The 20,353-nt window shown below is 71.9% G+C and carries 20 protein-coding genes; 5 read left to right on the top strand and 15 right to left on the bottom strand.

Features of this window, described 5'->3' with window-relative positions; genetic code table 11:
• Positions 1 to 8 precede the first annotated feature (8 nt).
• Complete coding sequence (gene dapE / locus ABZ646_RS10385; RefSeq protein WP_360515559.1) at positions 9 to 1,088, bottom strand: succinyl-diaminopimelate desuccinylase; 1,080 nt, start codon at positions 1,086 to 1,088, stop codon at positions 9 to 11.
• 93 nt (positions 1,089 to 1,181) lie between these two features.
• Here dapE and ABZ646_RS10380 point away from each other — a divergent pair, with 93 nt between their 5' ends.
• The gene (locus tag ABZ646_RS10380) at positions 1,182 to 2,180 is read left to right on the top strand and encodes a heavy metal transporter (RefSeq protein WP_360515556.1); all 999 of its coding nucleotides are present in this window, start codon (positions 1,182 to 1,184) and stop codon (positions 2,178 to 2,180) included.
• Between the two features lie 271 nt (positions 2,181 to 2,451).
• Positions 2,452 to 2,874 carry an ATP-binding protein gene (locus tag ABZ646_RS10375; protein ID WP_360515553.1) on the top strand — a complete coding sequence of 141 codons (423 nt, stop codon included), beginning with the start codon at positions 2,452 to 2,454 and terminating at the stop codon, positions 2,872 to 2,874.
• 97 nt (positions 2,875 to 2,971) lie between these two features.
• Here ABZ646_RS10375 and ABZ646_RS10370 read toward each other — a convergent pair whose 3' ends face one another.
• Positions 2,972 to 4,066 carry a bifunctional succinyldiaminopimelate transaminase/glutamate-prephenate aminotransferase gene (locus ABZ646_RS10370; protein WP_360515550.1) on the bottom strand — a complete coding sequence of 365 codons (1,095 nt, stop codon included), beginning with the start codon at positions 4,064 to 4,066 and terminating at the stop codon, positions 2,972 to 2,974.
• Between the two features lie 138 nt (positions 4,067 to 4,204).
• The gene (gene fdxA / locus ABZ646_RS10365) at positions 4,205 to 4,531 is read right to left on the bottom strand and encodes a ferredoxin (protein WP_046730523.1); all 327 of its coding nucleotides are present in this window, start codon (positions 4,529 to 4,531) and stop codon (positions 4,205 to 4,207) included.
• 140 nt (positions 4,532 to 4,671) lie between these two features.
• Between fdxA and ABZ646_RS10360 the strand changes: the two genes are divergently transcribed.
• A complete protein-coding gene (locus ABZ646_RS10360) occupies positions 4,672 to 5,697 on the top strand; it encodes a GNAT family N-acetyltransferase (protein WP_360515547.1) in 1,026 nt (341 codons plus the stop codon).
• A gap of 379 nt (positions 5,698 to 6,076) precedes the next feature.
• Complete coding sequence (locus tag ABZ646_RS10355; protein WP_360515544.1) at positions 6,077 to 6,934, top strand: transglutaminase-like domain-containing protein; 858 nt, start codon at positions 6,077 to 6,079, stop codon at positions 6,932 to 6,934.
• Between the two features lie 34 nt (positions 6,935 to 6,968).
• On the opposite strand, the gene ABZ646_RS10350 is transcribed toward ABZ646_RS10355, so the two are convergent.
• From ABZ646_RS10350 to ABZ646_RS10300, 11 genes are all read right to left on the bottom strand, one after another.
• Positions 6,969 to 7,583 carry a response regulator transcription factor gene (locus ABZ646_RS10350; RefSeq protein WP_132888690.1) on the bottom strand — a complete coding sequence of 205 codons (615 nt, stop codon included), beginning with the start codon at positions 7,581 to 7,583 and terminating at the stop codon, positions 6,969 to 6,971.
• Positions 7,580 to 8,779 (bottom strand): histidine kinase, encoded by a 1,200-nt coding sequence (locus ABZ646_RS10345; RefSeq protein ID WP_360515586.1) that lies wholly within the window; start codon positions 8,777 to 8,779, stop codon positions 7,580 to 7,582. The genes ABZ646_RS10350 and ABZ646_RS10345 overlap by 4 nt, the downstream gene beginning before the upstream one ends.
• Positions 8,780 to 8,784: 5 nt before the next feature.
• Complete coding sequence (locus ABZ646_RS10340; RefSeq protein WP_360515541.1) at positions 8,785 to 9,525, bottom strand: ABC transporter permease; 741 nt, start codon at positions 9,523 to 9,525, stop codon at positions 8,785 to 8,787.
• Positions 9,522 to 10,463 (bottom strand): ABC transporter ATP-binding protein, encoded by a 942-nt coding sequence (locus ABZ646_RS10335; RefSeq protein ID WP_360515538.1) that lies wholly within the window; start codon positions 10,461 to 10,463, stop codon positions 9,522 to 9,524. The genes ABZ646_RS10340 and ABZ646_RS10335 overlap by 4 nt, the downstream gene beginning before the upstream one ends.
• A 140-nt stretch (positions 10,464 to 10,603) precedes the next feature.
• Entirely contained in the window at positions 10,604 to 12,949 is a 2,346-nt protein-coding gene (locus ABZ646_RS10330; protein WP_360515535.1) for a hypothetical protein, read from the bottom strand.
• A 156-nt stretch (positions 12,950 to 13,105) separates the two neighbouring features.
• On the bottom strand, positions 13,106 to 13,522 hold the full coding sequence (locus ABZ646_RS10325; protein ID WP_360515532.1) for a DUF6113 family protein: 417 nt from the start codon (positions 13,520 to 13,522) through the stop codon (positions 13,106 to 13,108).
• Positions 13,519 to 14,409: an N-acetyl-1-D-myo-inositol-2-amino-2-deoxy-alpha-D-glucopyranoside deacetylase gene (gene mshB / locus ABZ646_RS10320; RefSeq protein ID WP_360515530.1), complete on the bottom strand. Its 891-nt coding sequence runs from the start codon at positions 14,407 to 14,409 to the stop codon at positions 13,519 to 13,521. The genes ABZ646_RS10325 and mshB overlap by 4 nt, the downstream gene beginning before the upstream one ends.
• Positions 14,410 to 14,462: 53 nt before the next feature.
• Positions 14,463 to 15,125: a hypothetical protein gene (locus tag ABZ646_RS10315; protein WP_360515527.1), complete on the bottom strand. Its 663-nt coding sequence runs from the start codon at positions 15,123 to 15,125 to the stop codon at positions 14,463 to 14,465.
• A 156-nt stretch (positions 15,126 to 15,281) separates the two neighbouring features.
• Positions 15,282 to 15,539 carry a hypothetical protein gene (locus tag ABZ646_RS10310; protein WP_360515524.1) on the bottom strand — a complete coding sequence of 86 codons (258 nt, stop codon included), beginning with the start codon at positions 15,537 to 15,539 and terminating at the stop codon, positions 15,282 to 15,284.
• Positions 15,536 to 15,883, bottom strand: a complete 348-nt coding sequence (locus ABZ646_RS10305) for a hypothetical protein (protein ID WP_360515521.1) — start codon at positions 15,881 to 15,883, stop codon at positions 15,536 to 15,538. The genes ABZ646_RS10310 and ABZ646_RS10305 overlap by 4 nt, the downstream gene beginning before the upstream one ends.
• A gap of 76 nt (positions 15,884 to 15,959) precedes the next feature.
• Positions 15,960 to 16,892, bottom strand: coding sequence for a helix-turn-helix domain-containing protein (locus ABZ646_RS10300; protein WP_360515518.1), 933 nt, complete (start codon positions 16,890 to 16,892; stop codon positions 15,960 to 15,962).
• 322 nt (positions 16,893 to 17,214) lie between these two features.
• Between ABZ646_RS10300 and ABZ646_RS10295 the strand changes: the two genes are divergently transcribed.
• The gene (locus ABZ646_RS10295) at positions 17,215 to 17,514 is read left to right on the top strand and encodes an NIPSNAP family protein (protein ID WP_360515515.1); all 300 of its coding nucleotides are present in this window, start codon (positions 17,215 to 17,217) and stop codon (positions 17,512 to 17,514) included.
• Between the two features lie 8 nt (positions 17,515 to 17,522).
• Here ABZ646_RS10295 and ABZ646_RS10290 read toward each other — a convergent pair whose 3' ends face one another.
• A complete protein-coding gene (locus ABZ646_RS10290) occupies positions 17,523 to 20,255 on the bottom strand; it encodes a WD40 repeat domain-containing protein (protein WP_360515512.1) in 2,733 nt (910 codons plus the stop codon).
• Positions 20,256 to 20,353: the final 98 nt, after the last annotated feature.

Raw genomic sequence — 20,353 nt, 5'->3', positions numbered from 1 at the left:
CATGCGGGTCAGCTCGTCAGCCAGGTGCGCAGCCGCTCCTCACCGGCCAGGATCTTCCCGATTTCCACCCGTTCGTCCCGCTTGTGCGCCAAGTGCGGGTTGCCGGGGCCGTAGTTGACCGCCGGAACGCCGAGGGCCGAGAAACGGGAGACGTCGGTCCAGCCGTACTTGGGCATCGGGGTGCCGCCGACGGCCTCGATGAAGGCCGCCGCGGCCGGGTGGGAGAGGCCGGGCAGCGCGCCGGGGCTGTGGTCGTCGACCACGAACTCCGCGACCCCGCAGTCCGCGAACACCTCACGGACGTGCTCGATCGCCTGCGCCTCGGACCGGTCCGGCGCGTACCGGAAGTTGACGGTCACCACGCACTCGTCGGGGATGACGTTGCCCGCGACCCCGCCCGAGATGCCGACCGCGTTGAGGCCCTCGCGGTACTCCAGGCCGTCGATGACGGGGTGGCGGGGCTCGTACGACGCGAGGCGGGCCAGGATCGGGGCGGCCGCGTGGATCGCGTTGGAGCCCATCCAGGAGCGCGCCGAGTGCGCGCGCTCCCCCTTCGTCCTCAGCAGCACGCGCAGGGTGCCCTGACAGCCGCCCTCGACCTCGCCGTCGGAGGGTTCGAGGAGGACCGCGAAGTCGCCCGCCAGCCACTCGGGGTGGGCCTCGGCGACGTGCTTGAGGCCGTTGAGGTCGGCGGCGACCTCCTCGTTGTCGTAGAAGACGAAGGTCAGGTCGCGGTTGGGGGCCGGGACGGTGGCCGCGATGCGCAGTTGGACCGCGACGCCCGACTTCATGTCGCAGGTGCCGCAGCCCCACAGCACGCCGGCCTCGTCGAGACGGGAGGGGACGTTGCCGGCGATCGGGACCGTGTCGATGTGGCCGGCCAGGATCACCCGCTCCGGACGGCCCAGGTCCGTCCGGGCGACCACGTTGTTGCCGTACCGGTCGACCGTCAGGTGCGGCAGCGCGCGCAACGCGCTCTCGATCGCGTCCGCCAGCGGCTTCTCGGTACCGCTCTCCGAACGGAAGTCGACGAGCCGCGCGGTGAGCACGGCGGCGTCCAGCGTGAGGTCAAGCGAGGTGTCGGCCATGGCCTCGACCCTAGCGCGCGCCACCCTGAGGGCTGCTTCACAGGGTTTCGGTACCTGGGGTGGGCGGCTCGTACTCTCCAGTATGTTGTACGCGTGCCAGAGCCGTCCCCCATCCGCCCCAAGCGTCGCGGCCGTGTCCTGCGTTTCGTCTCGGGCTTGCTCATCCTGTGCGCCGTCGGCGCCTACCTGGTGGTCCAGTACGTCACCGGAGGCGGTGGCGCCGAGGGCTGCAAGGTCGTCTCCGGCAGGAGCGACGACACGTCGTACGAGTTCACGCCCGAGCAGGCGGTGAACGCGGCGACGATCGCCGCCGTCGGTACCGGGCGCGGTATGCCCGAGCGCGCGGTGGCCATCGCCCTGGCCACCTCGATCCAGGAGTCGGGGCTGCGCAACATCCAGCACGGCGACCGGGATTCGGTGGGCCTGTTCCAGCAGCGTCCCTCGCAGGGCTGGGGCACCAAGGACCAGATCCTGGACCCGGCGTACGCGGCGGGCATGTTCTACGCCCACCTGGCCAAGGTGCCGGACTACGAGACCCTGCCGCTGACGGTGGCCGCCCAGCGCGTGCAGCGCAGCGGTTACCCGGAGGCGTACGCCAAGCACGAGACCGACGCCTCGCTGCTCGCGGCGGCGCTGACCGGGCAGGCGGCGGCCACGCTGACCTGCGACGGGCGTCCGGCGGCCACCGTGAACGCGGCGGCGACGGGCCCGGACGCGGTACGGACCGCGCTGGTGCGGGACTTCGGGCGGGACGCGGTGGAGGAGGCCGGCGCCGAGGTGGGCGGGACGTCCGCCAAGTCGCCGGCTCCGACACCGAGCGTGACCGCCACGGCGCACGGGCGGACCGTGACCGTGCCGGTGCCCGAGGGGAAGAAGAAGGACAAGTCGGGGCGGACCGAGAGCGAGCGCGGCTGGCAGCTGGCGCACTGGGCGGTCGCCAACGCCTCGGCGCTGCACATCCAGCGGGTGTCGTACGCCGGCCGGGAGTGGGCCGCGGGGAGCACCGACAGCCAGTGGCGGGCGACGTCCCCCCAGGGGACGGGCGGCGCGGAGAAGTCCGCGGGGTCGGTCCGGATCGTGACCGGGCAGTAGTTCGGGACCTCACTCCGGCGGGTCAGCCGGGACGGGACGCGTACGTGGTGTGGCCACGTTTCCGCACGGTCACTCGGGCATGTGTGAAACACCTTGGGAACACCGGGCCGTAAGGATTCTGCGGGGCCTCACCCCCGGCGCCCTTTGCCCGTTTTTATCCACACCCGATAATGCGATGCGTTATCAATTCTTTACCGAGGGTCTCCGCAACCTTCGCGGGCTTCGAGCGGTAGTCACGGCGATCACGTTCCCTCCCGTCGAATGGAGCATCATGTCCCTCCCCCTGACCCGCCGGATCGCCCGTGCCGCGCTGCTCGTCGCAGCGGGAGCGGCTGCCGGGGTCGGTGCGGCCGGCTCCGCCGGCGCGGCCCAGACGCTGCCGGCCACCACCCCGAACCTGGGCGGTCTGACCGCCCTGGACGGGGCGAGTGCCGCCCACACCGCCGACGGTGCGGCGCAGCACGTCACCGGGATCCTCGGCCACACCGGCGGCGCGGCGGTCCAGTCGGCGGTGCCGGCCGCGGGCCGGACCGGCGGCAAGGCCGTCAACACGGCGGCGCCGGTGGTGCAGCGCGCCGCGGGTGAGGCGGCCGGGTCCGCCGGTGGGCTGCTGGGCGGCACGGCGGCCACCGCGACGAAGGGTGGGCTGCCTGCCGGTGGGCTGCCTGTGAAGGGTCTGCCGCTGGGCGGCTGACGCCGTCGACGCCGGTGAGGTGAGCAGGGGCCCGGGGTTTTCCCGGGCCCCTGCTCGTTGTGCGCCCCGTGCGGGTCGATTCGGCCCCGCGCGCTTATCAGGAAAGGCGCTGTACGGCCGCTCGTACGCGTTCGTCCGTCGCGGTCAGGGCCACCCGGACGAAGTTCTCGCCGGCCTCGCCGTAGAAGTCGCCCGGGGCCACCAGGATGCCTCGCTCGGCCAGGTGGGCGACCGTCTGCCAGCAGGACTCGTCCCTCGTCGCCCACAGGTAGAGGCTCGCCTCGCTGTGTTCGATGCGGAAGCCGTGGGACAGCAGGGCCGCGCGCAGGGCCGTGCGGCGGGCCGCGTACCGCTCGCGCTGTTCCTGGACGTGGGTGTCGTCGGAGAGGGCCGCCACCACCGCCGCCTGGGTCGGGGCCGAGGTCATCATGCCGCCGTGCTTGCGGATCTCCAGGAGGGGGCCCAGGACCGCCGGGTCGCCCGCCAGGAAGGCCGCGCGGTAGCCCGCGAGGTTGGAACGCTTGGAGAGGGAGTGGACGGCCACGATCCCGTCGTACGAGCCGCCGTTGACGTCCGGGTGCAGGACGGAGACCGGTTCGGCCTCCCAGCCCAGTTCGAAGTAGCACTCGTCGGAGAAGACCAGGATGCCGTGGTCGCGGGCCCAGGCGACGATCTCCGTGAGCTCCTGCTTGGGCAGCACCCTGCCGGTCGGGTTGGACGGGGAGTTGAGCCAGAGCAGCTTCAGGCCGTCCGGGTCCAGGTCGCGCGGGTCGTCGTAGACCTCGTACGCGGCGCGGGCGAGGCGGGCGCCGACCTCGTAGGTGGGGTACGCGAGGCGCGGGTACGCCACCCGGTCGCCGGGGCCGAGGCCCAGCTGGGTGGGGAGCCACGCGACCAGTTCCTTGGAGCCGACGATCGGCAGGACGTGGCGGTGGGTGACGTCGCGGGCGCCGAGGCGGCGGCCGACCCAGCCGGTGATCGCGTCGCGCAGCGCCGGGGTGCCCCACACCGTGGGGTAGCCGGGCGAGTCCGCCGCGTCGATCAGGGCCTTCTGGATCAGGTCGGGGACCGGGTCCACCGGGGTGCCGACCGACAGGTCGACGATGCCGTCCGGGTGTGCCGCTGCCGTCTTCTTGTACGGCTCCAGCTTGTCCCAGGGGAACGCGGGCAGACGGTCGGAGGCTGCGGACACGGTGACGGGCTCACTTTCTTCGGTACGACCGGTACGACCGGTACGGCAAACGCCTCGGTCCCGTACGGCGCCGATCGGGCGTGATCAGGCCGTACGGGACCGAGGCGGCACGGTGGTGCGGCGGGCCGCCGGTGCGGGTTACTCGGCTTCGGCCTGCGGCGGCAGCGCGGCGATGAAGGGGTGGTCGCGCTCGATCAGGCCCAGCTTGCTGGCGCCGCCGGGCGAGCCGAGGTCGTCGAAGAACTCGACGTTGGCCTTGTAGTAGTCCTTCCACTCCTCGGGAGTGTCGTCCTCGTAGAAGATCGCCTCGACCGGGCAGACCGGTTCACAGGCGCCGCAGTCGACGCATTCGTCCGGGTGGATGTACAAGGACCGCTGGCCCTCGTAGATGCAGTCGACCGGGCACTCCTCGATGCACGCCTTGTCCTTCACGTCGACACAAGGCTGCGCGATGACGTAGGTCACGCTGTCGTTCCTCCTCGATTGGGCGCTGGCGGGCCTCCGTAGGCTCCGCCGCCTGGCGCGCGGGAGCGCGGCGTCGTCGATGCCCGCCCCTAGTATCTCCGTTCTGGGGCATGATCCGAACAGGAGGGGTGAACTGACCAGTGGAAATCTCTGCCGCGGGACGCTTCGAGGTCCGTATCACCGCTGCTGACGTGGGCAAACGTGTCTCCGTACGGCGTTTGACCGGACATGGGGACGCCACGGAGAAGTTCACCGACACGGTGGGTGTTCTCACATCATGGGACGACGACGGCATGCTGACGATCACACGACGAGCCGGTGAGGTCGTCCGGATGGCGCAGTCCGCGCTGGTGGCGGCCAAGGTGGTGCCGGCCGCTCCGGCGCGCCGGAGGGGACCGGCCGCGACCTACGGGGAACTGGCGCGGGTCGCGTCGCGCGGCTGGCGGCCGGTGGAGAGCGAGCGGCTCGGCGAGTGGGAGCTGCGGGCCGCCGGAGGGTTCACCCGGCGGGCCAACAGCGTGCTGCCGCTCGGTGATCCCGGGCTGCCCCTCGACGCCGCGCTGGACGCCGTGCGGCGGTGGTACGGCGAGCGGGGGCTGCCCGCGTACGTGCAGACCGCGACCGGTGGAGAGGGCACGGAGGAAGTGCTCTGCGCGGAGCTGGAGCGGCGCGGGTGGGTGCGCGAGGTGAGCGCCGAGCTGTGGACCGGGGGGCTGGCGCCGGTGGCGGACCGGGCGGCGGGGGCCGCGGTGGTGCTCTCCCGGACGGCCGACGAGGCATGGCTCGCGCGGTACCAGCGCAAGGGCGTGAGCGAGGTCGCGCTGGAGGTGCTGGGCTCGGGGCCGTCGGTGTGGTTCGCGACCGTGCCCGGCGAGACCGCCGGGGATGCGCCCGCGGCCATCGGGCGGTGTGTCGTGGACGGGCGGTGGGCCGGGTTCGCCGCGGTGGAGGTGGATCCGGCGCTGCGACGGCGGGGGCTGGCCACCGAGGTCATGGCCGCGCTCGCCCGGCGGGCGCTGGCGGAGGGCGCCTCGGCGGCCTGGCTGCAGGTGGAGACGGAGAACGCGGGGGCGCGGGCGCTGTACGCGCGACTCGGCTTCACGGCGCACCACGCGTACCACCACTACCGGGAGCCGGGGCCGCAGCCCGAGCCGGAAGGCCCCTGAGTCAAGGAGCCGGCTCCAGGGCCCGGGCCGGGTTCCTCCGAGCCTCGGAACAATCTGCGCCGGGCCTTAACTCCGGCCGACGGGCTTTCGGCCCCGGACGGCCTGCGCCGGCCTCAGGACGGACTCCAAGAGGCCGGCGCCTTCACGGCCGGCGTGCCGCCCGGGGCCCTGGGCGGGTTCCTCCGGGGCCCCGGGCGGGCTTCGCCGGGCCGGCACGACGGACTCCGAGACTCCGGCCGACTGGCTTCGGCCCCCGGGCGGGCTTCGCTGGGCCCTGGGACGGGTTTCTCCGGGCCCGGGCGGACTGCAAGACTCCGGGGGGCGGCTTCTCCGGCGCCCCAGGACGGTATGGATCATTCCGGAAGGGCACGAAACAGCTATGCGTCCCCCTCATCCCCCACCCCCTTCGTCGGAGCGGGCCGCCGAGGTGCGGCGGCGGTTCGCCGAGGAGGCGCGGTCCGAGCGGCCCGACCTGGCGACGCTGTGCCTGCTGCTGGGCGCGGTGGCCGACGGCGGGCTGGACGAGGCCGGGATCGACACGGCGCAGATGGAACTGGACCGGCTGGCGGGACAGCTGCCGTACCGGCCGGGCGGGCCGCTCGCCTGGGCCACGGCGGCGCAGCGGGTGCTGGGCGAGCGGTTCGGCTTCCGCGGCACCGCCGGTGACTACCAGCGGCTGGAGTCCTCGCTGCTGCACGAGGTGCTGCGCCGGCGGCGCGGGCTGCCGATCCTGCTGTCCGTGGTGTGGCTGGAGGTCACCCGCCGGGCCGGGGCGCCGGTGTACGGGGTCGCGCTGCCGGGGCACTTCGTGGTCGGCTTCGGGACCGCGGAGGAGCGGGTGCTGGCCGATCCGTTCGACGGGGGGCGGGTGCTGAGCGGGGCGGACGCGGAGTTGCTGGTGGCGGGGGCGGCGGGGGTGCCGCTGGAGCCGGCGATGCTGGAACCCGCGGACCCGCTGGACGTCGTACGGCGCATCCTCAACAACGTGCGGTCGTGGGCGGCGGCCCGGCCGGAGCGGTCGGACGTGGGGCTGTGGTCGGTGGACCTGTCGCTGCTGCTGCCGTCGCATCCGGCGCGACTGCGGTACGAGCGGGCGCGGTTGCTGGTGGAACGGGGCGATTTCACCGACGGGGCCCAGGAGTTCGAGCGGTACGCGGAGCTGATCGAGGTGGTCGACGAGGGGGCGGCGGAGAAGGTCCGGGGAGAGGCACGGGCCGCGCGGGCTCGTCTCAACTGAGCACTCCGGGAAGCCTGTTCGCCGTGGACGAGGGTTACAGCCAGCCCTTCTCCCGCGCGATGCGTACCGCTTCCGCCCTGTTGCGGACCGCGAGCTTCTGGATCGCCGTCGAGAGGTAGTTGCGCACCGTCCCCTGGGAGAGGTGCAGGGCCGTCGCGAGTTCCGCGTTCGTGGAGCCGTCGGCCGCCGCGCGCAGGACCTCTCGTTCGCGGTCGGTCAGCGGGTTGGCGCCCTCCGCCAGGGCCGCCGCCGCGAGGGTGGGGTCGATGACGCGTTCTCCGGCGAGGACCTTGCGGACGGCTTCGGCGAGTTGGGCGGCGGGGGCGTCCTTGACCAGGAACGCGTCGGCCCCCGCCTCCATCGCGCTGCGCAGGTAGCCGGGGCGGCCGAAGGTGGTGAGGACCACCAGTCGGACGGCCGGGAGCGCCTTGTGGAGCTGCGCCGCCGCCTCGATGCCCGTACAGCCCGGCATCTCTATGTCGAGCAGGGCGACGTCGATGTCGTTCGCCCGGGCCGCCGCCAGCACCTCGTCGCCGCGGGCGACCTGGGCCACGACCTCGATGTCGTCCTCGAGGCCCAGCAGGGCGGCCAGTGCCTCGCGGACCATCGACTGGTCCTCGGCGAGGAGGACCTTGATCGTGCTGCTCATGCACCGGATCCTACGGCCATGCCGGAGGGCAGCGGGACCCGGGCGACCAGCCGGAAACCGCGTTTCGTACGCCCCGCCTCCAGCGTGCCGCCCGCCTTCTCCAGCCGCTCGGTGAGACCGGTGAGACCGTTGCCCGGGCCCTTGCCCGAACCGCCCGAACCGTTGTCCTCGACGGCGAGTTCGAGGACCGGCCCGTCCAGGGTCTGGCGGCGCAGCAGCTCCACCGTGCAGGCGCTCGCGCCGCTGTGCCGTACGACGTTGGTGATCGCCTCGCGCAGTGCCCAGGCGAGGGCCGCCTCGCCGCCCTCGGGCACCCCGGTGAGGTCGGGGTCGGCCGGGACCTCCGCGGTGACCGCGGCGGCGGTCAGGGCCACCTGGGCGCCCGCGAGTTCGGCGGCGAGCCGGGGCCGCCGGTAGCCGGTGACCGCCTCGCGGACGTCCACCAGGGCCTGCCTGCTGACCTGTTCGATGTCGGCGACCTGCTGGGCCGCCTTCTCGGGGTTCCCCGGGAGCATCCGGCCCGCCAGCTCGCTCTTCAGCGTGATCAGCGAGAGCGAGTGGCCGAGCAGGTCGTGCAGGTCCCGGGCGAGCCGCAACCGCTCCTCGTTCGCCGCCAGTTGGGCGACTGTGGCGCGGGCCTTGCGCAACTCGACGGTGGTGGCCACGAGTTGCCGGATGCCGGTCATGGAGTAGCCGACCAGGAGGACCACCAGGAACAGGCCCCAGGCCTCGTCCGTCGCGTGGGCGTGCCAGCCCGCGAGCATCATCGCGGCGGTGGTCAGCGGGATCGCCCAGTACGCGATCCGCAGCGGGAAGGTGACTCCGCACATCACGGAGACGTACACGAACAGGCCGAGCCAGGAGCTGCCGAGACCGAAGGCGAGGGCGACCGCGAGCGTCCACTCCACGGCGACCGCGACGGCGACGACACCGCCGCGGAACGGCCGGCCCATCTGGCGGAAGACGATGGTCAGGTAGATCCCGACGAAGGCCGCCAGGCCCGCCCAGCCGGCCGCGGTGGCCCCGGTGGTGTGGTGGCCGGAGGTCAGGTCGTCCACCGGGGAGCCCAGGAACACCAGCCACGGCAGCACCCACACCAGCTTGCGCAGCGCCTCGGCGCGGTTGCGCGGCGGCCGGCCGATCCGCACCAGCCGGTCCGCCCGCACTTCGTCCTCGGACCGCAGGTCTTCCGTCATCGTGCTCACGCCTTCAGCGTGTCCTTCCGGTACAGCCAGGCCGCGCCGCCGACGAAGAGGGCGAAGAAGACGACGAGGATGGCGATGTCCTGGGCCTTGGGGGCCTGGCTCTGCTCGATGGCCCGCCCGAGTGCAGCGTACGCGTGCGTGGGCAGCCACTTCGCGATGTCCTGGAGCCAGGTCGGGAAGGAGGAGGACGGCCACCACAGGCCGCCGAGGATCGACAGGCCGAAGTAGGTGATCATCGTGATCGGGCGGACCGCGTCGCCGCTCGCCAGGTACCCGATGGCGACCCCGAGCGCGGCGAAGACCAGGCTGCCGGCCCAGATCGCGCCGGTGAGGGCGAGCCACTGCCAGGCGTCGAGGCGTACGTGCTTCACGGCCGCGGCGACCAGGAAGACGACCACGATGGAGGGCAGGCTCACCACGGCGGCGCTCGCGGTCTTGGCGAGGACGTAGCCGCGTCCTGGCAGCGTGGTCAGCCGCAGCTGCCGTACCCAGCCGCTCTCGCGCTCCTTGGCGATGCGTTCGCTGTTGCCCATCAGGACGGCGGTCAGGGCGCCGAAGGAGGCCATGGAGACCATGACGTACGCGGCGAGGGACAGCCCTGAGTCGTCGACGGTCCTGGTGGTGTCGTTCTGGCTGGCGACCAGCAGGAAGATGATCGACGGGTAGATCACCGAGAAGAACAGGAACTTGCGGTTGCGCAGGGCGCGGGCGAGCTCCAGCTTGATCAGGGCGTTCATGACTGCGTGACCTCCTTGGCCTCCTCGGCCTCCGTGATGGCGACGAAGGCCTGCTCCAGGCCGAGCCCGGCGACTTCGAGGTTGCGGGGGTAGACGCCCAGGCCGTAGAGGGCGTGGACGGTGGCGTCGGCGTCGGACGACTGCATGCGGACGGTCTGTCCTGAGACGTCGACCGCGGTGAGGAAGGGCAGCGCCCGCAGCGGGGCCTCGTCGATCTCGCCCTCCAGGTCGAAGGAGATCCTTCTCGCTCCGGCCTTGGCCTTGATCTCGGCGGCGGTCCCGTCGGCCAGCAGCCGCCCCCGGTGCAGCACCAGCACCCGGTCGGCGATGGCGTCGGCCTCTTCGAGGTAGTGCGTGGCGAACAGGACGGTACGGCCCTGGTCGGCCTGTTCGCGCATGGTGGCCCAGAACGCCTGGCGGGCCGAGACGTCCATGCCGGTGGTCGGCTCGTCCAGGACGATCAGGTCGCTGTCGCCGGCGGTGGCGAGGGCGAAGCGGACGCGCTGGGACTGGCCGCCGGAGAGCTTGTTGACCTTGCGGTCGGCGATCCCCGAGATGCCCGCGCGGGCGAGGACGTCGGTGACCTTGTGGGGCTTGGGGTGCAGCGCACAGGCCAGCTTCACCAGCTCCCCGACGGTGACCTCGTCCATCAGGCCGCCGCTCTGCAGCATCGCGCCCACCCGCCCGGCGACGATGGCCTCGCGCGGGCTCGTCCCGAAGACGCTGACCGTGCCGGCGTCGGCGTGCTTGAGGCCGAGCAGCAGGTCGAGCGTGGTCGACTTGCCGGCGCCGTTGGGCCCGAGCAGGGCCACGGTCTCCCCGGGGTGCAGCCGCAGCGAGAGGGCGTCGACGGCCCGCACTTCCCCGTAGATCTTGCTCACTTGGTCGAATCCGACGACCGGGGTTCCGGTGGCCGTCGTCGCCGCTGTCGTTGTCATGCCTCCATGCTGGCGGCGAGCCCCTGCACGGGGGCAGTGCCGACCGTCCGGAGAGCCGCATGACAGATGTCATGCACGGGACGTGACACACCGAGAGGGGGCACCCGACGAGTACCGGGCGCCCCCTCTCGGACCTGACGTCAGCTCGGGTTCGTCTGGATGACGCCCACCCGGTTCGTCTTGCTCAGCAGGGCCTGGCGCAGGGCCACGTAGACGTCCTGCGGGGTGACGGCGGTCTTCTCGCCGCTGGCGCGGGTGATCTTGACGCTGGCGAAGGTGCTGCCGTAGAGAGCCTTGAGCGCGTTCAGGTCGGGGCTGTCGACCAGCTTGCCGTTGACGGCCTTGACCCGGAGGAACTTCCACAGGGAGTTCTGCGGACTCATCGGCAGCGAGACGCCCGTGTCCGTCTTCACCGTGACCAGTCCCGACATCGCAGGCTCCGCGAACGCCTTCATCTCGCGGTCGACCTCCGCGTTGGAGACCGTCGGCTGCTGGGTGGTGGTCGGCACGTTCACCGTGGTGGCGGTGTCGGTCTCCACCATCGTCTTGTACGCCTCTTCGACCGTCTTGGCGGAGGCGGCCGCGTCGATGCCCTTGCCCGCCTTGCCGTAGACGGCGACGGCCTTCCCGGACTTGAACTCGATCGTGCCCTGGGTGACGGAGCCGGAGCTGCCACCGAGGTCCTTCAGGGCGGCCTGGAGCTTCTCCTCGTCGACCGGCATGGCGGGCTCGACGACCCGCTTCTGGCCGAACAGGGCGCCGATCACGGAGACCGGGTTGTAGTCGCTCTTGGCGGCCGCGTCGACGGTCTTCTGGAAGTCGAACTGGAGGCCCGCCTGGTCCGGGGGCAGCGAGACCGTCTTCCCGTCGACCGACAGCTTCAGCGGCTTGTTCACCCGGTTGCCGAACGTGTCGTCCAGCTTCTTGACCGCGTCGTCGCGGGTGCCGCCGCCGATGTCGACGCCGAGCACGGTGGTGCCCTTGGGGACGTCGGAGTGGTTCATGAGGAGCCCGGCGCCGTAGACACCGAGGCCCGCGACCACCACGACACCGCCGAGCAGCGGCAGTTTGCCGCGCTTCTTCTTGGCCTTCGCCTTGCCCTTGGACTCGGCCGGGGGCGGCGAGACCGGCTCGGGCAGCTTCGGCGGCGTGTGCGACTGCGGTCCGGTGGTGCCGGGGGCGCCCGGCGCGAACGGGGAGTTGGGGCCCGACGGTACGACCGGGATGCCGCTGGTGACGGTGTGCCCGGAGACGTTGTCCGCCGGGGTGCCGTAGCCGGGCGTGCCCGGTCCGGGGGCGGGCTTCTGCGGGGTGAGGATCGCGGTGTCGTCGCTCAGACCGCCGCCGGGGACGGCGAGTCCGGGACCGGCGGGGCCGGTGCGCGCGCCGGGTCCGGCCTGGGCGGCACGACCGGGGGCCCGGACGCCACGGCCGGCCGGGCCGGTTGCGGTGCGGCCGGTGGGCCGGCCCGGGGCGCCACCCGGGCCCGCGGGGCTGCCCGGGGCGCCGAAGGGCTCGCCGCCGTTGGCCGGCGGGACGAAGGGGCCGTCGCCGGTGACCGGTCCGCCGGTGGGGCCCGCGGGGCCCTGCGGTCCGCCGGGGCCGCCGGGCAGGCCGGGCCCGTTGAAGCCGTTGGGGCCGCCGGGACCGGCCGGGCCGCCGGGACCGGCCGGGCCGCCGCCGGGGGTGCCGGGGCCGCCCCGGGCGCCGTTCTGACCGCCGTTGTCGGAGAAGTACGGGAGGTCGTCGCGGCGGGCCTCGCCGCCCTCCTTGGCGCCGCCCCGGGAGCCGCCGAGCGGGCCCGCGGCGAGCGCCTCCGTCACGTCGAAGGAGCCGGTGCCACCGCCGTGTCCGGGAGCCACCGGGCCGCCGGTGGCGCCCGTGGGCAGTCCCGAACCGTTGGTCCCGCCGGGCCTGGCGCCGCCGGGCGCGCTCATGGAGCCGACGACACCGCCGGGACGGCCGCCGTTGGCACGCGCGCCGCCCGGGGCGCCCGGGGTGCCGGGCGCGGCCGACGGGTTCGGCGCGGCTGCGGGCGAACCGCCGGGGGCTCCGGCCCCGTTGGTGGCGGGTCCGCGCTGACCGCCCTTGGCGGGGCCGGACTTGCGTGGCGCGAACCAGTCGCTGTTCCCGTTGGCCGCTGCGGGCCCCGCTTCCGCGGCGGGCGGCTCGACCGTGCCGGTGGGCGCGGCGGCGCCCGTGGGCAGCGCGTGCGTGCCGGTCTCCTCGCTCGGGACGGCATCGGTGTCCGTGACGGGCGTGCGGACGACCACCGGCGGAATCGGCCGGGAACCGGGGATGTTGATCCGGATCCGGGTCGTCAGCGTGGTCTCGGTCTTTCGTTCCTCCGGCTGCGCGGCCGAACGGCCCGCGCCCGCGGCGTCGTCGGAAGCCATGGGGGTCCCGTACGGCGGCGTGCCCGAGGGGTATGCGGCTCCGCCGCGCCCGTTGGGCCCGGAGGACGGAGTGTCAGTTTCACGACTCAAGGCAGGTTCTCCCGGTTGGCTCCACCGCCCATGGCGACCTTTCTCGGGCGGCTCGGCGGCGCGCACCACCATACTGGCCACTTCTGACGCTTATCCCACGACCGCTGGGGAAACCCACACCGGACTCGCACGCGCGCCCCACGGCGAAGTGGTACGTCACTTGCCAAGTCGGGCGCCGTCCGCTCGGGGTTGCCGCTCCAAACCCAATGTGGCACAGATCACAGCCAGCGCCATGCCGCCGAGCAGGAAGAGGTACGAGCCGCCGCCCGCGCCGAACAGGAAGTCGCCCTCGGGCCGGCCGGCGGTGAGGAAGATGACGGCGACGACCCAGCCGAACGCGGGCGCCACGGCCCCGGAACGGCTGCCCGTCGCCCGCGACCCGCCGAGGAAGAGCCCGGCGGCACCGGCCAGGGCGAGCAGCAGCCCGCCGGGGAACCACCCGGCCTGCACCAGGGTCCCGGCGAGGCCGACCAGGGCGCCGAGCACGACCAGGGCGAACAGGGCGGCGACGCGCCCGGCGGAGGGCCGCTGCAACGGTTGCGCGAGCATCGAGCCGCGTCCGGCGGAGCTCATGGGGCCACCTCCGTGGACACGTCGAGACCGGCGAAGAGGTCGGTCTCGGGTGCGTCGTCCGGTGCGCCGGCGGGCGTGCCGGCCACCAACTCGTAGTACTCCGTGGTGAATACGGGCTGCGCCAGCTCGTTGGAGAGCGCGAAACAGGGCACGGCGCCGGGCGCCACCTCGATCTGGGTGGCGTGGGCGGCCATCGCGGCGGTCTTCGCGGTGGCGTACGCGGTGCCGTCGATCGCGGTGGTGACCCGGTGGTCGTCGACCACGCCCGGCACGTCGCCGACGGCGGCGGGCTTGTCGAACGGCAGCGCCGACAGGTCCTCCTGGAGCCGGGCGAAGGCCGCTTCGGCGACCGTGCGCGGGACGCGGTTCCAGTAGACCTTGGGGACGCGGTGGCCGGCCCCGGCGGCGAGTTCGACGGCCCGCATGGTGACGCGGTGGGCCTGGATGTGGTCCGGGTGGCCGTAGCCGCCGTTGTCGTCGTAGGTGACGACGACCTGGGGGCGGGTCTCCAGGATGACCTCGACCAGGTGGGCGGCGGCCTCGTCGACGTCGGCCTGCCAGAAGCAGCCGGGCGCGTCGTTGTCGGGCAGGCCCATCATCCCGGAGTCGTGGTAGCGCCCGGCGCCGCCGAGCAGCCGGAAGTCGTCGACGCCGAGCTCACGCATGGCGGCGGTGAGCTCGCCCAGCCGGTGCTGGCCCAGCGCCGGGCCGGTCAGATGCCTCAGCTCGGGGGGGATGACCTCGCCACCCTCGCCGAGGGTGCAGGTGACCAGCGTCACATGGACCCCCTGGTCCGCGTAGCGGGCCATGGTGGCGCCGTTGTTGATCGACTCGTCGTCCGGGTGCGCGTGCACGAGGAGCAGCCGTCGGGCAGGGACTTCCGTCATGCCCCAACCCTACGAGGCGACCCCCGCCACCGGGCCACCTCCCCACCCGACTGTCACCCTTCCTCGTCGAGGACGTGGGCGATGGCCAGCGCAAGGCGCTCGATCCAGTCGATGGCGTCGTTGACGGAGGCCTCGTCGATGGGACGACGCTGCTTCAGATCCCCGTCGATCAGGTCGGCATCGTGGGCGATCTTGTTGCGCCGCTGAGTGATCTCCAGATAGCGACTGCGAAGCGTCTTCTCATTCAGAGAAGTGCGCCCTTGGAAGAACGTCTTGTTGATCCACCCGGCGGACAGGTACCAGACCTTCTTTTCCGTGACGAGCTTGAGCACCTCCGAGATCTTTCCGGGGTGCTGGAGAGACTGGGCCGCGAGTTTGTCCCGCAGATGCTCGACCACGGCATCAGGAAGGGTGACGGCACCCTTCTGAACCGCCTCCACGGTGTGCAGCGGCAATTCATAGACACGCAGCTGGTAGGGCATGTCGGGGCTGTCCTTGGCCGCCAGCTCCGCGACGCGGCGCAGCACCTCCTCGTGCAGCCAGTGGTCGATGGCGGCCACCGCCTGCACCCAGGCCGCGCGGTAAAAGTCGTCGATGTCGATCGTCGGCGAATTGAACGGCGTCAGCATCCGGCCCGCCTCGACCATGCGCCGGGCATACGACAGATTCGTCATGAACGCCTCGAACTGGCGCGTCTGCGGTCTGGGAACGGCCATCAGTTACCCCCGAACAACTCCCCGTCACGATCTACTGGATCACGATCCCCGAGCCGCACGGGGGTCCGTCAAGGCGACCCGCTCTCGCCCCGGTGAACGTGGCCTGTTCCGAGCCCTCCGTTTCCGGATCGCATCCCTCCGGCCCTTCCTCGCACGTCAGTAGCCCAGCCAAGTGATCTGGACGACGTAGATGCGTTCGCTGCGTACGACGACCTGGTAGGTGAACATGCCGCCAGCGACGTCCACATTGCCACCCTTCGGGTCGACCCCCTCGTAGGCCCGGCCATGGATGTGGAGAGCTTCTGCCGCCCTGACCAGTTCATCGGCCTTGCGTGCCACGGCGGCGAGGAAGTCTGCGGGAGCGGTACGGGCTGCTTCTTCGGCGCCGAAGGCGTACTCCCACTTCCAGCTCACTCTCGAACTGCCTTCATCGCCTCGTCGAGGACCGCACTCAACTCGCGAAGCGCTTCCCACGCCAGGGCCGGATCCTCGTGTTCCAGGTGATCCTGTGCCCAGGCGTAACGGGAGGACAGGTCCGGCCGACGGGCGATCTCGATGTCCCTGGCCCAGATCAGAACCCAGCTCTGCACCGGGCTGAGGGACTGCCACTCGACGGCCTTGGCGAAAGCCTCGTCCTTCCTGGCCTGCATCTCGTCGAGGCGCCCTGGGGCGACGACCGCGAGAGCCTCACGGAGGGCATCCGGCGTCAGCTCGGGGCGGGGAATCAGCTCGTTTCCGTGCTCGGCCTGAGAGCTCATGACGTCCTCCAGAGAGTGCCCTGACCAGAGTATCCGGGCCGGGGACAGCGAACCGGACACACGGGACTCAGCGGGTTCAGGCGGCAACGGAAATGCGGCAGTCATGGCAACGTCCTGGGGTAGAGGAGCGGAAGGCGCGGTCACAGCCGTCGCAGTTCTGGAGGGGATGACTGGTGGCCGAAGGCGGTGACGCCTGTGCCCGGAACGGCGGTGGCGGGGGCAGTTGGGCCGCGAGCCGATGCGCCAGAAGTGCCGCCGGACGACACAGAGGTTCGTCCGGCAGGTGGGCGGTCAGTGCATGCCGGACAGCCGTAGGGCTCACGTCCCGCTCCAGCCAGGCCGCGACACCGGGAGCAAGGTGAGCGGTGTCGCAGGTGGAAAGCAGGAGGCGGGAGTCGTGGCGGCGAAGGTCGGCGAGGAGGTCCGTGGCCTGTTGGAGCAGAGCTTGGGCGGGGCAGGCGGGCTGGGGAACCGCGGGGAGTGACTTCTTTCGAGCTGCCTGCCGCTTTGCCGGAGCGGCTACCGGCTCGGCTCCCGGTGCCGGTTCGGTCGCCGGTTGCGGCCCGGCTCCCTGTCCTGGTCGCGCCGATCGCGCGGGAGCCGGGTCCGCGGTCGGCCGATGGCTCCCCGGCTGGTTGCAGGAGACGGTACGGGTGACGATGCGGCCGCTGAGAACGCGTTCGCGTTCGCGGCGCAGGTACCCGTGGGTCTCCAGCTCGCGCAGGGCGGCGGCGATGCGGGTCGCGCCCTCCTGGAAGCGGGCGGTGAGGGACTTGATGTCGACGCGGGCGCCCTTGGGCAGGGACTGGATGTGGCAGCCGAGGCCGATCGCGAGGAGGGACAGTTCCGGGTGCTGGGTGAGGTGGTTGCCGATCACCGTGAAACGTTCGGTGTGGCGGGTGTTCTCGTGGATGAGCCCGCCGGCGGTGTGGGGCCGCCGATTCGGGTGGTTGTCGGCGGCAAGCCGGGACTGGGCGCGCGGGGGCGCGCTAGGGTGCTGCGTATCCATCTGGGAAGTTGATGCCTTCCTCGGTGGTCAGGCCCTCGCACTGGGATTGCCGTCCCGGCGGGGGCCGTCGCATGTCTGCGGTTGTGTTGCGCCGAGCGTAGGGCAGGCGGGGGGCCACGAATCCAGCCGATTCGGCGATGTTCACCCGCCCGGGTGAGAGTGCTCGGCGGGCGGGAGGGGTGGGGCTTGGCCGGGTCCTTTTACCGTCGTGGTCCTTGGAAAAGACCGCCCCTTTGACCGAAACGCGGGGGATCGAGTTCCGGTGGGGACGGACTGGCGGAATCGAGCCCCCGGCAACCCCGAGGGCATAGAGGATGACTGCATGCCGAGGACCACACAGCTGCGTACGTACACCGTCCGGGACGGCCTGCTCGACGAATGGGCCCAGCGGTGGCGCGAGGAGATCGTGCCGTTGCGACTGAAGCTCGGATTCGAGATCGGAGGCGCCTGGTCGGACCCGGAGCACAGCCAGTTCATCTGGCTGATCTCGTACGACGGCCCGGAGACATTCGCCGAGCGCAATGCGTTGTACTGGTCGTCGCCCGAGCGCGAGGCGATGGGCCTCAACCCGGACGACTATCTCGTTCAAACCGAAGAGCGCACAGTCGAAACGGTTTACTGACGACACCGTCAGGCAGGGGCCAGCGGCAGCAGATGCTGCCGCCGTTCCTCGCGGGTCAGCGTGCGAAAGACCCGTGCTCGGGCGGTCGCCGCCAAGCGGTCGTAGTCCGGCTCTGCCTGCCACACACGCGCGGTCCCGTCGGCCGAGCCCGTGAGCAACCGTGTGCCGTCCGGGGACCAGGCCACAGAGGTCACCTTGTCCTGGTGCACACCGACGACGGCGATCTCCGCGAAGGTGGCGGCGGACCAGACCCGTACGGTCCGGTCGTCGCCGCCCGTGGCGATGTGCCGGCCATCGGGTGACCAGGCGACGGCGCGCAGCCGCCCTTCATGCCCCTTCAACACCTCAATGCGCCGTCCTGTGGCGACGTCCCAGACGGCAGCCGTCCAGTCGCCGGAAGCGGTTGCGATCCGTGTCTCGTCCGGCGACCAGGACGCGTCCTCCACATAGTTGTCGTGTCCGCGCAGCACGGTGAGCTGCTGTGCCTGCCCGATGTCCCAGAGTCGGCATGTACGGTCGTCCGAGCAGCTGGCGAGCAACCGTCCGCTCGGCGACCACGCCACTCGCCCCACCCAGTCCTGATGTCCGGTGAGTTTGATCAGCTCGGCCCCGTCCTGCGCGGACAAGACGGCCACGACGCCGTCATGACCGCCGGTCGCGATCCGCCTGCCGTCCGGCGCCCACGCGCAGCCTTCCAAGACCTCGCCCTGCTTGTCGAACAGCGTGTCTCCGCGCCCATCGACGACGCGGAACAGGCCGTCGTTCGTAGCGAATGCGAGCCGCTCTCCCTGCGGAGCCCAAGCCACGGTCCAGACCCGGTCCCTCACCTCGGTCACCGGTCCGGCAAGCACACCTGTGGCCGCGTCCCACACCCGGACGGTGCCGTCGTCCGAGGCCGTGGCGATACGGCTGCCGTCGCCGGACCAAGCGGCCTGGTTCACCGGGCCTCGGTGTCCGTCCGCCATGACGGCCTCGGCACCGTGGGGACGCAGATCCCAAACCCTGCCGGTTCCGTCCGTGGAGCTGCTGGCGAGCATCGTCCCGCAAGGTGACCAGGCAACGCCCCACGCCGTGTCAGCGTGACCACGCAGCACGGCCAGAACCTCGGCGTTCGCGGTGTCGACGATCCGGACGGTGCGGTCGGAAGAAGCGCTGGCCAGCATCCGTCCGTCGGGCGACCAGGCCATGTTCCACACGTAGTCGGTGTGCCCTCTCAGCAGCAGACGCAGGTCGCCGGTCCTTGAGTCCCAGATGCGAACGGTGTGGTCCCCCGACCCGGTGGCGACGTGCCGGCCGTCCGGCGACCAGGCGATGCCCTCGACGAAGTCGGAGTGCCCGGCGAGCGTGGTGGCGACCGTCCCCGTCGTCAGATCCCACACGATCGCGGTCTGATCGTGGGAGGCGGAGGCGAGGCGGTCACCGTCCGGCGCGAAGGCCACGCCCCACACATCCTCGCCGTGGCCGCGCAGTTCGTGCACGAGCGCTCCGGTGCCGACGTCCCACACCCGCACGACCCGGTCTTTGGAGCTTGCCGCAACGTGACGTCCGTCCGGCGACCAGGCCACCTGTCTGTTGATGTCTTCCGCGCCGCTCAGCAGCCGGATCGGCTCCCCCGAGGCCGCGTCCCAGATCCGTACGACACGGTCCCGGCCGGTCGTTGCCAACCGAGTCGAGTCCGGCGACCAGGCGACGGACTCGACCATGACGCCGTCGCACGGCAACACCAGTAGCGGACGTCCGGACCGCGGGTCGTACACCCTGCTCGTACCGTCCCTGGACGCCGTGGCCAGCATGCGCCCGTCCGGGGACCATGCGATGTGCCGGACCGTGTCCGTGTGGCCGTCGAGTCGCGAGCGGAGGTGACTCGCTGCCATCGCGGCCATCAGTCCGTGGCGCGCCGAGGCCGAGGGCGCACACTCGTCCAGAGCGGCGAGAGCGAGCAGAAGCGAGCGTTCGGGCTCGCTCTCCGCGCTCAGGAGAACCTGCCGACCGATGCTGTCCGAGACCTGGCTCAAGAAGGTCAGGTCATGGCGCTGCGACGATTCGACAAGTGCGCGAGCGGGCTCCGACGCCTGGCCCGTCTCCTCCAGCGCTTGCAGCCAGCGTCGGGCCGCGGTGAGGCGTTCTCCGGTGAGGAGGTAGTCATCGCTGCGTCCGGCCCGCTCCCAGTCGACGGCCCAACGCTCCAGTTCGGCCCGCTCGCGAAGCCGTTCTGCGCGCGCCTCGACCTCCTGCCGCAACGGGGCCCACTGCCGAAAGAGCGCCTCATGGGTCGCCTGCACACAGGGCTCACCGCCGTCCGCCGCCAGTCCGCCACCCGTGACATCGGTACGCAGCAGCCGCGCCTCGACGAAGGCGTCGACGACATGGCGGTCCTGCTCGTCGAGTTCGGAGAGCGGCACCTGGCGGCGCGCCACCTCCTGCCCCTCGACGGTGACGAACCTGAGCAGCACGCGAAGGACGGAATCGATCCCCACGCCCGCCCCGAGCGCGGTCACGGTGTTGTCGGCCTGGCGCGCCAGCGCACCGGGAACTCCGCCGAGCCTTCGGTACGACTCCTCCGTCACCGTGCCACCAGGACCGGAGGCGAAGTACAGCTCCTGGAGGAGATAAGCGAGCAGTGGCAAGGCATCGTCCGTGCCGGTCTCGCTCACCACGGAGTCCACGACACCGGGCTCGAAACGGAGGCCGACAAGAGCACCCGGGCGCTCCACGACTTCGACCAGCTGCGCCCTGCTCAAAGTGCCGACCCCGCCCCGCGCACCTGGAACAGCCAGGACGGCACCAGCGCCTGCCGGCCGGCCACCGACTGCGCGGCCAGCCCGAACACCGCCTTCTC

The sequence above is a fragment of the Streptomyces sp. NPDC007162 genome (assembly GCF_040634175.1).
GTDB lineage: Bacteria > Actinomycetota > Actinomycetes > Streptomycetales > Streptomycetaceae > Streptomyces.
The sequence above is the reverse complement of the archived record's forward strand: the minus strand, read 5'-3'. Positions and strand labels throughout refer to the sequence as shown.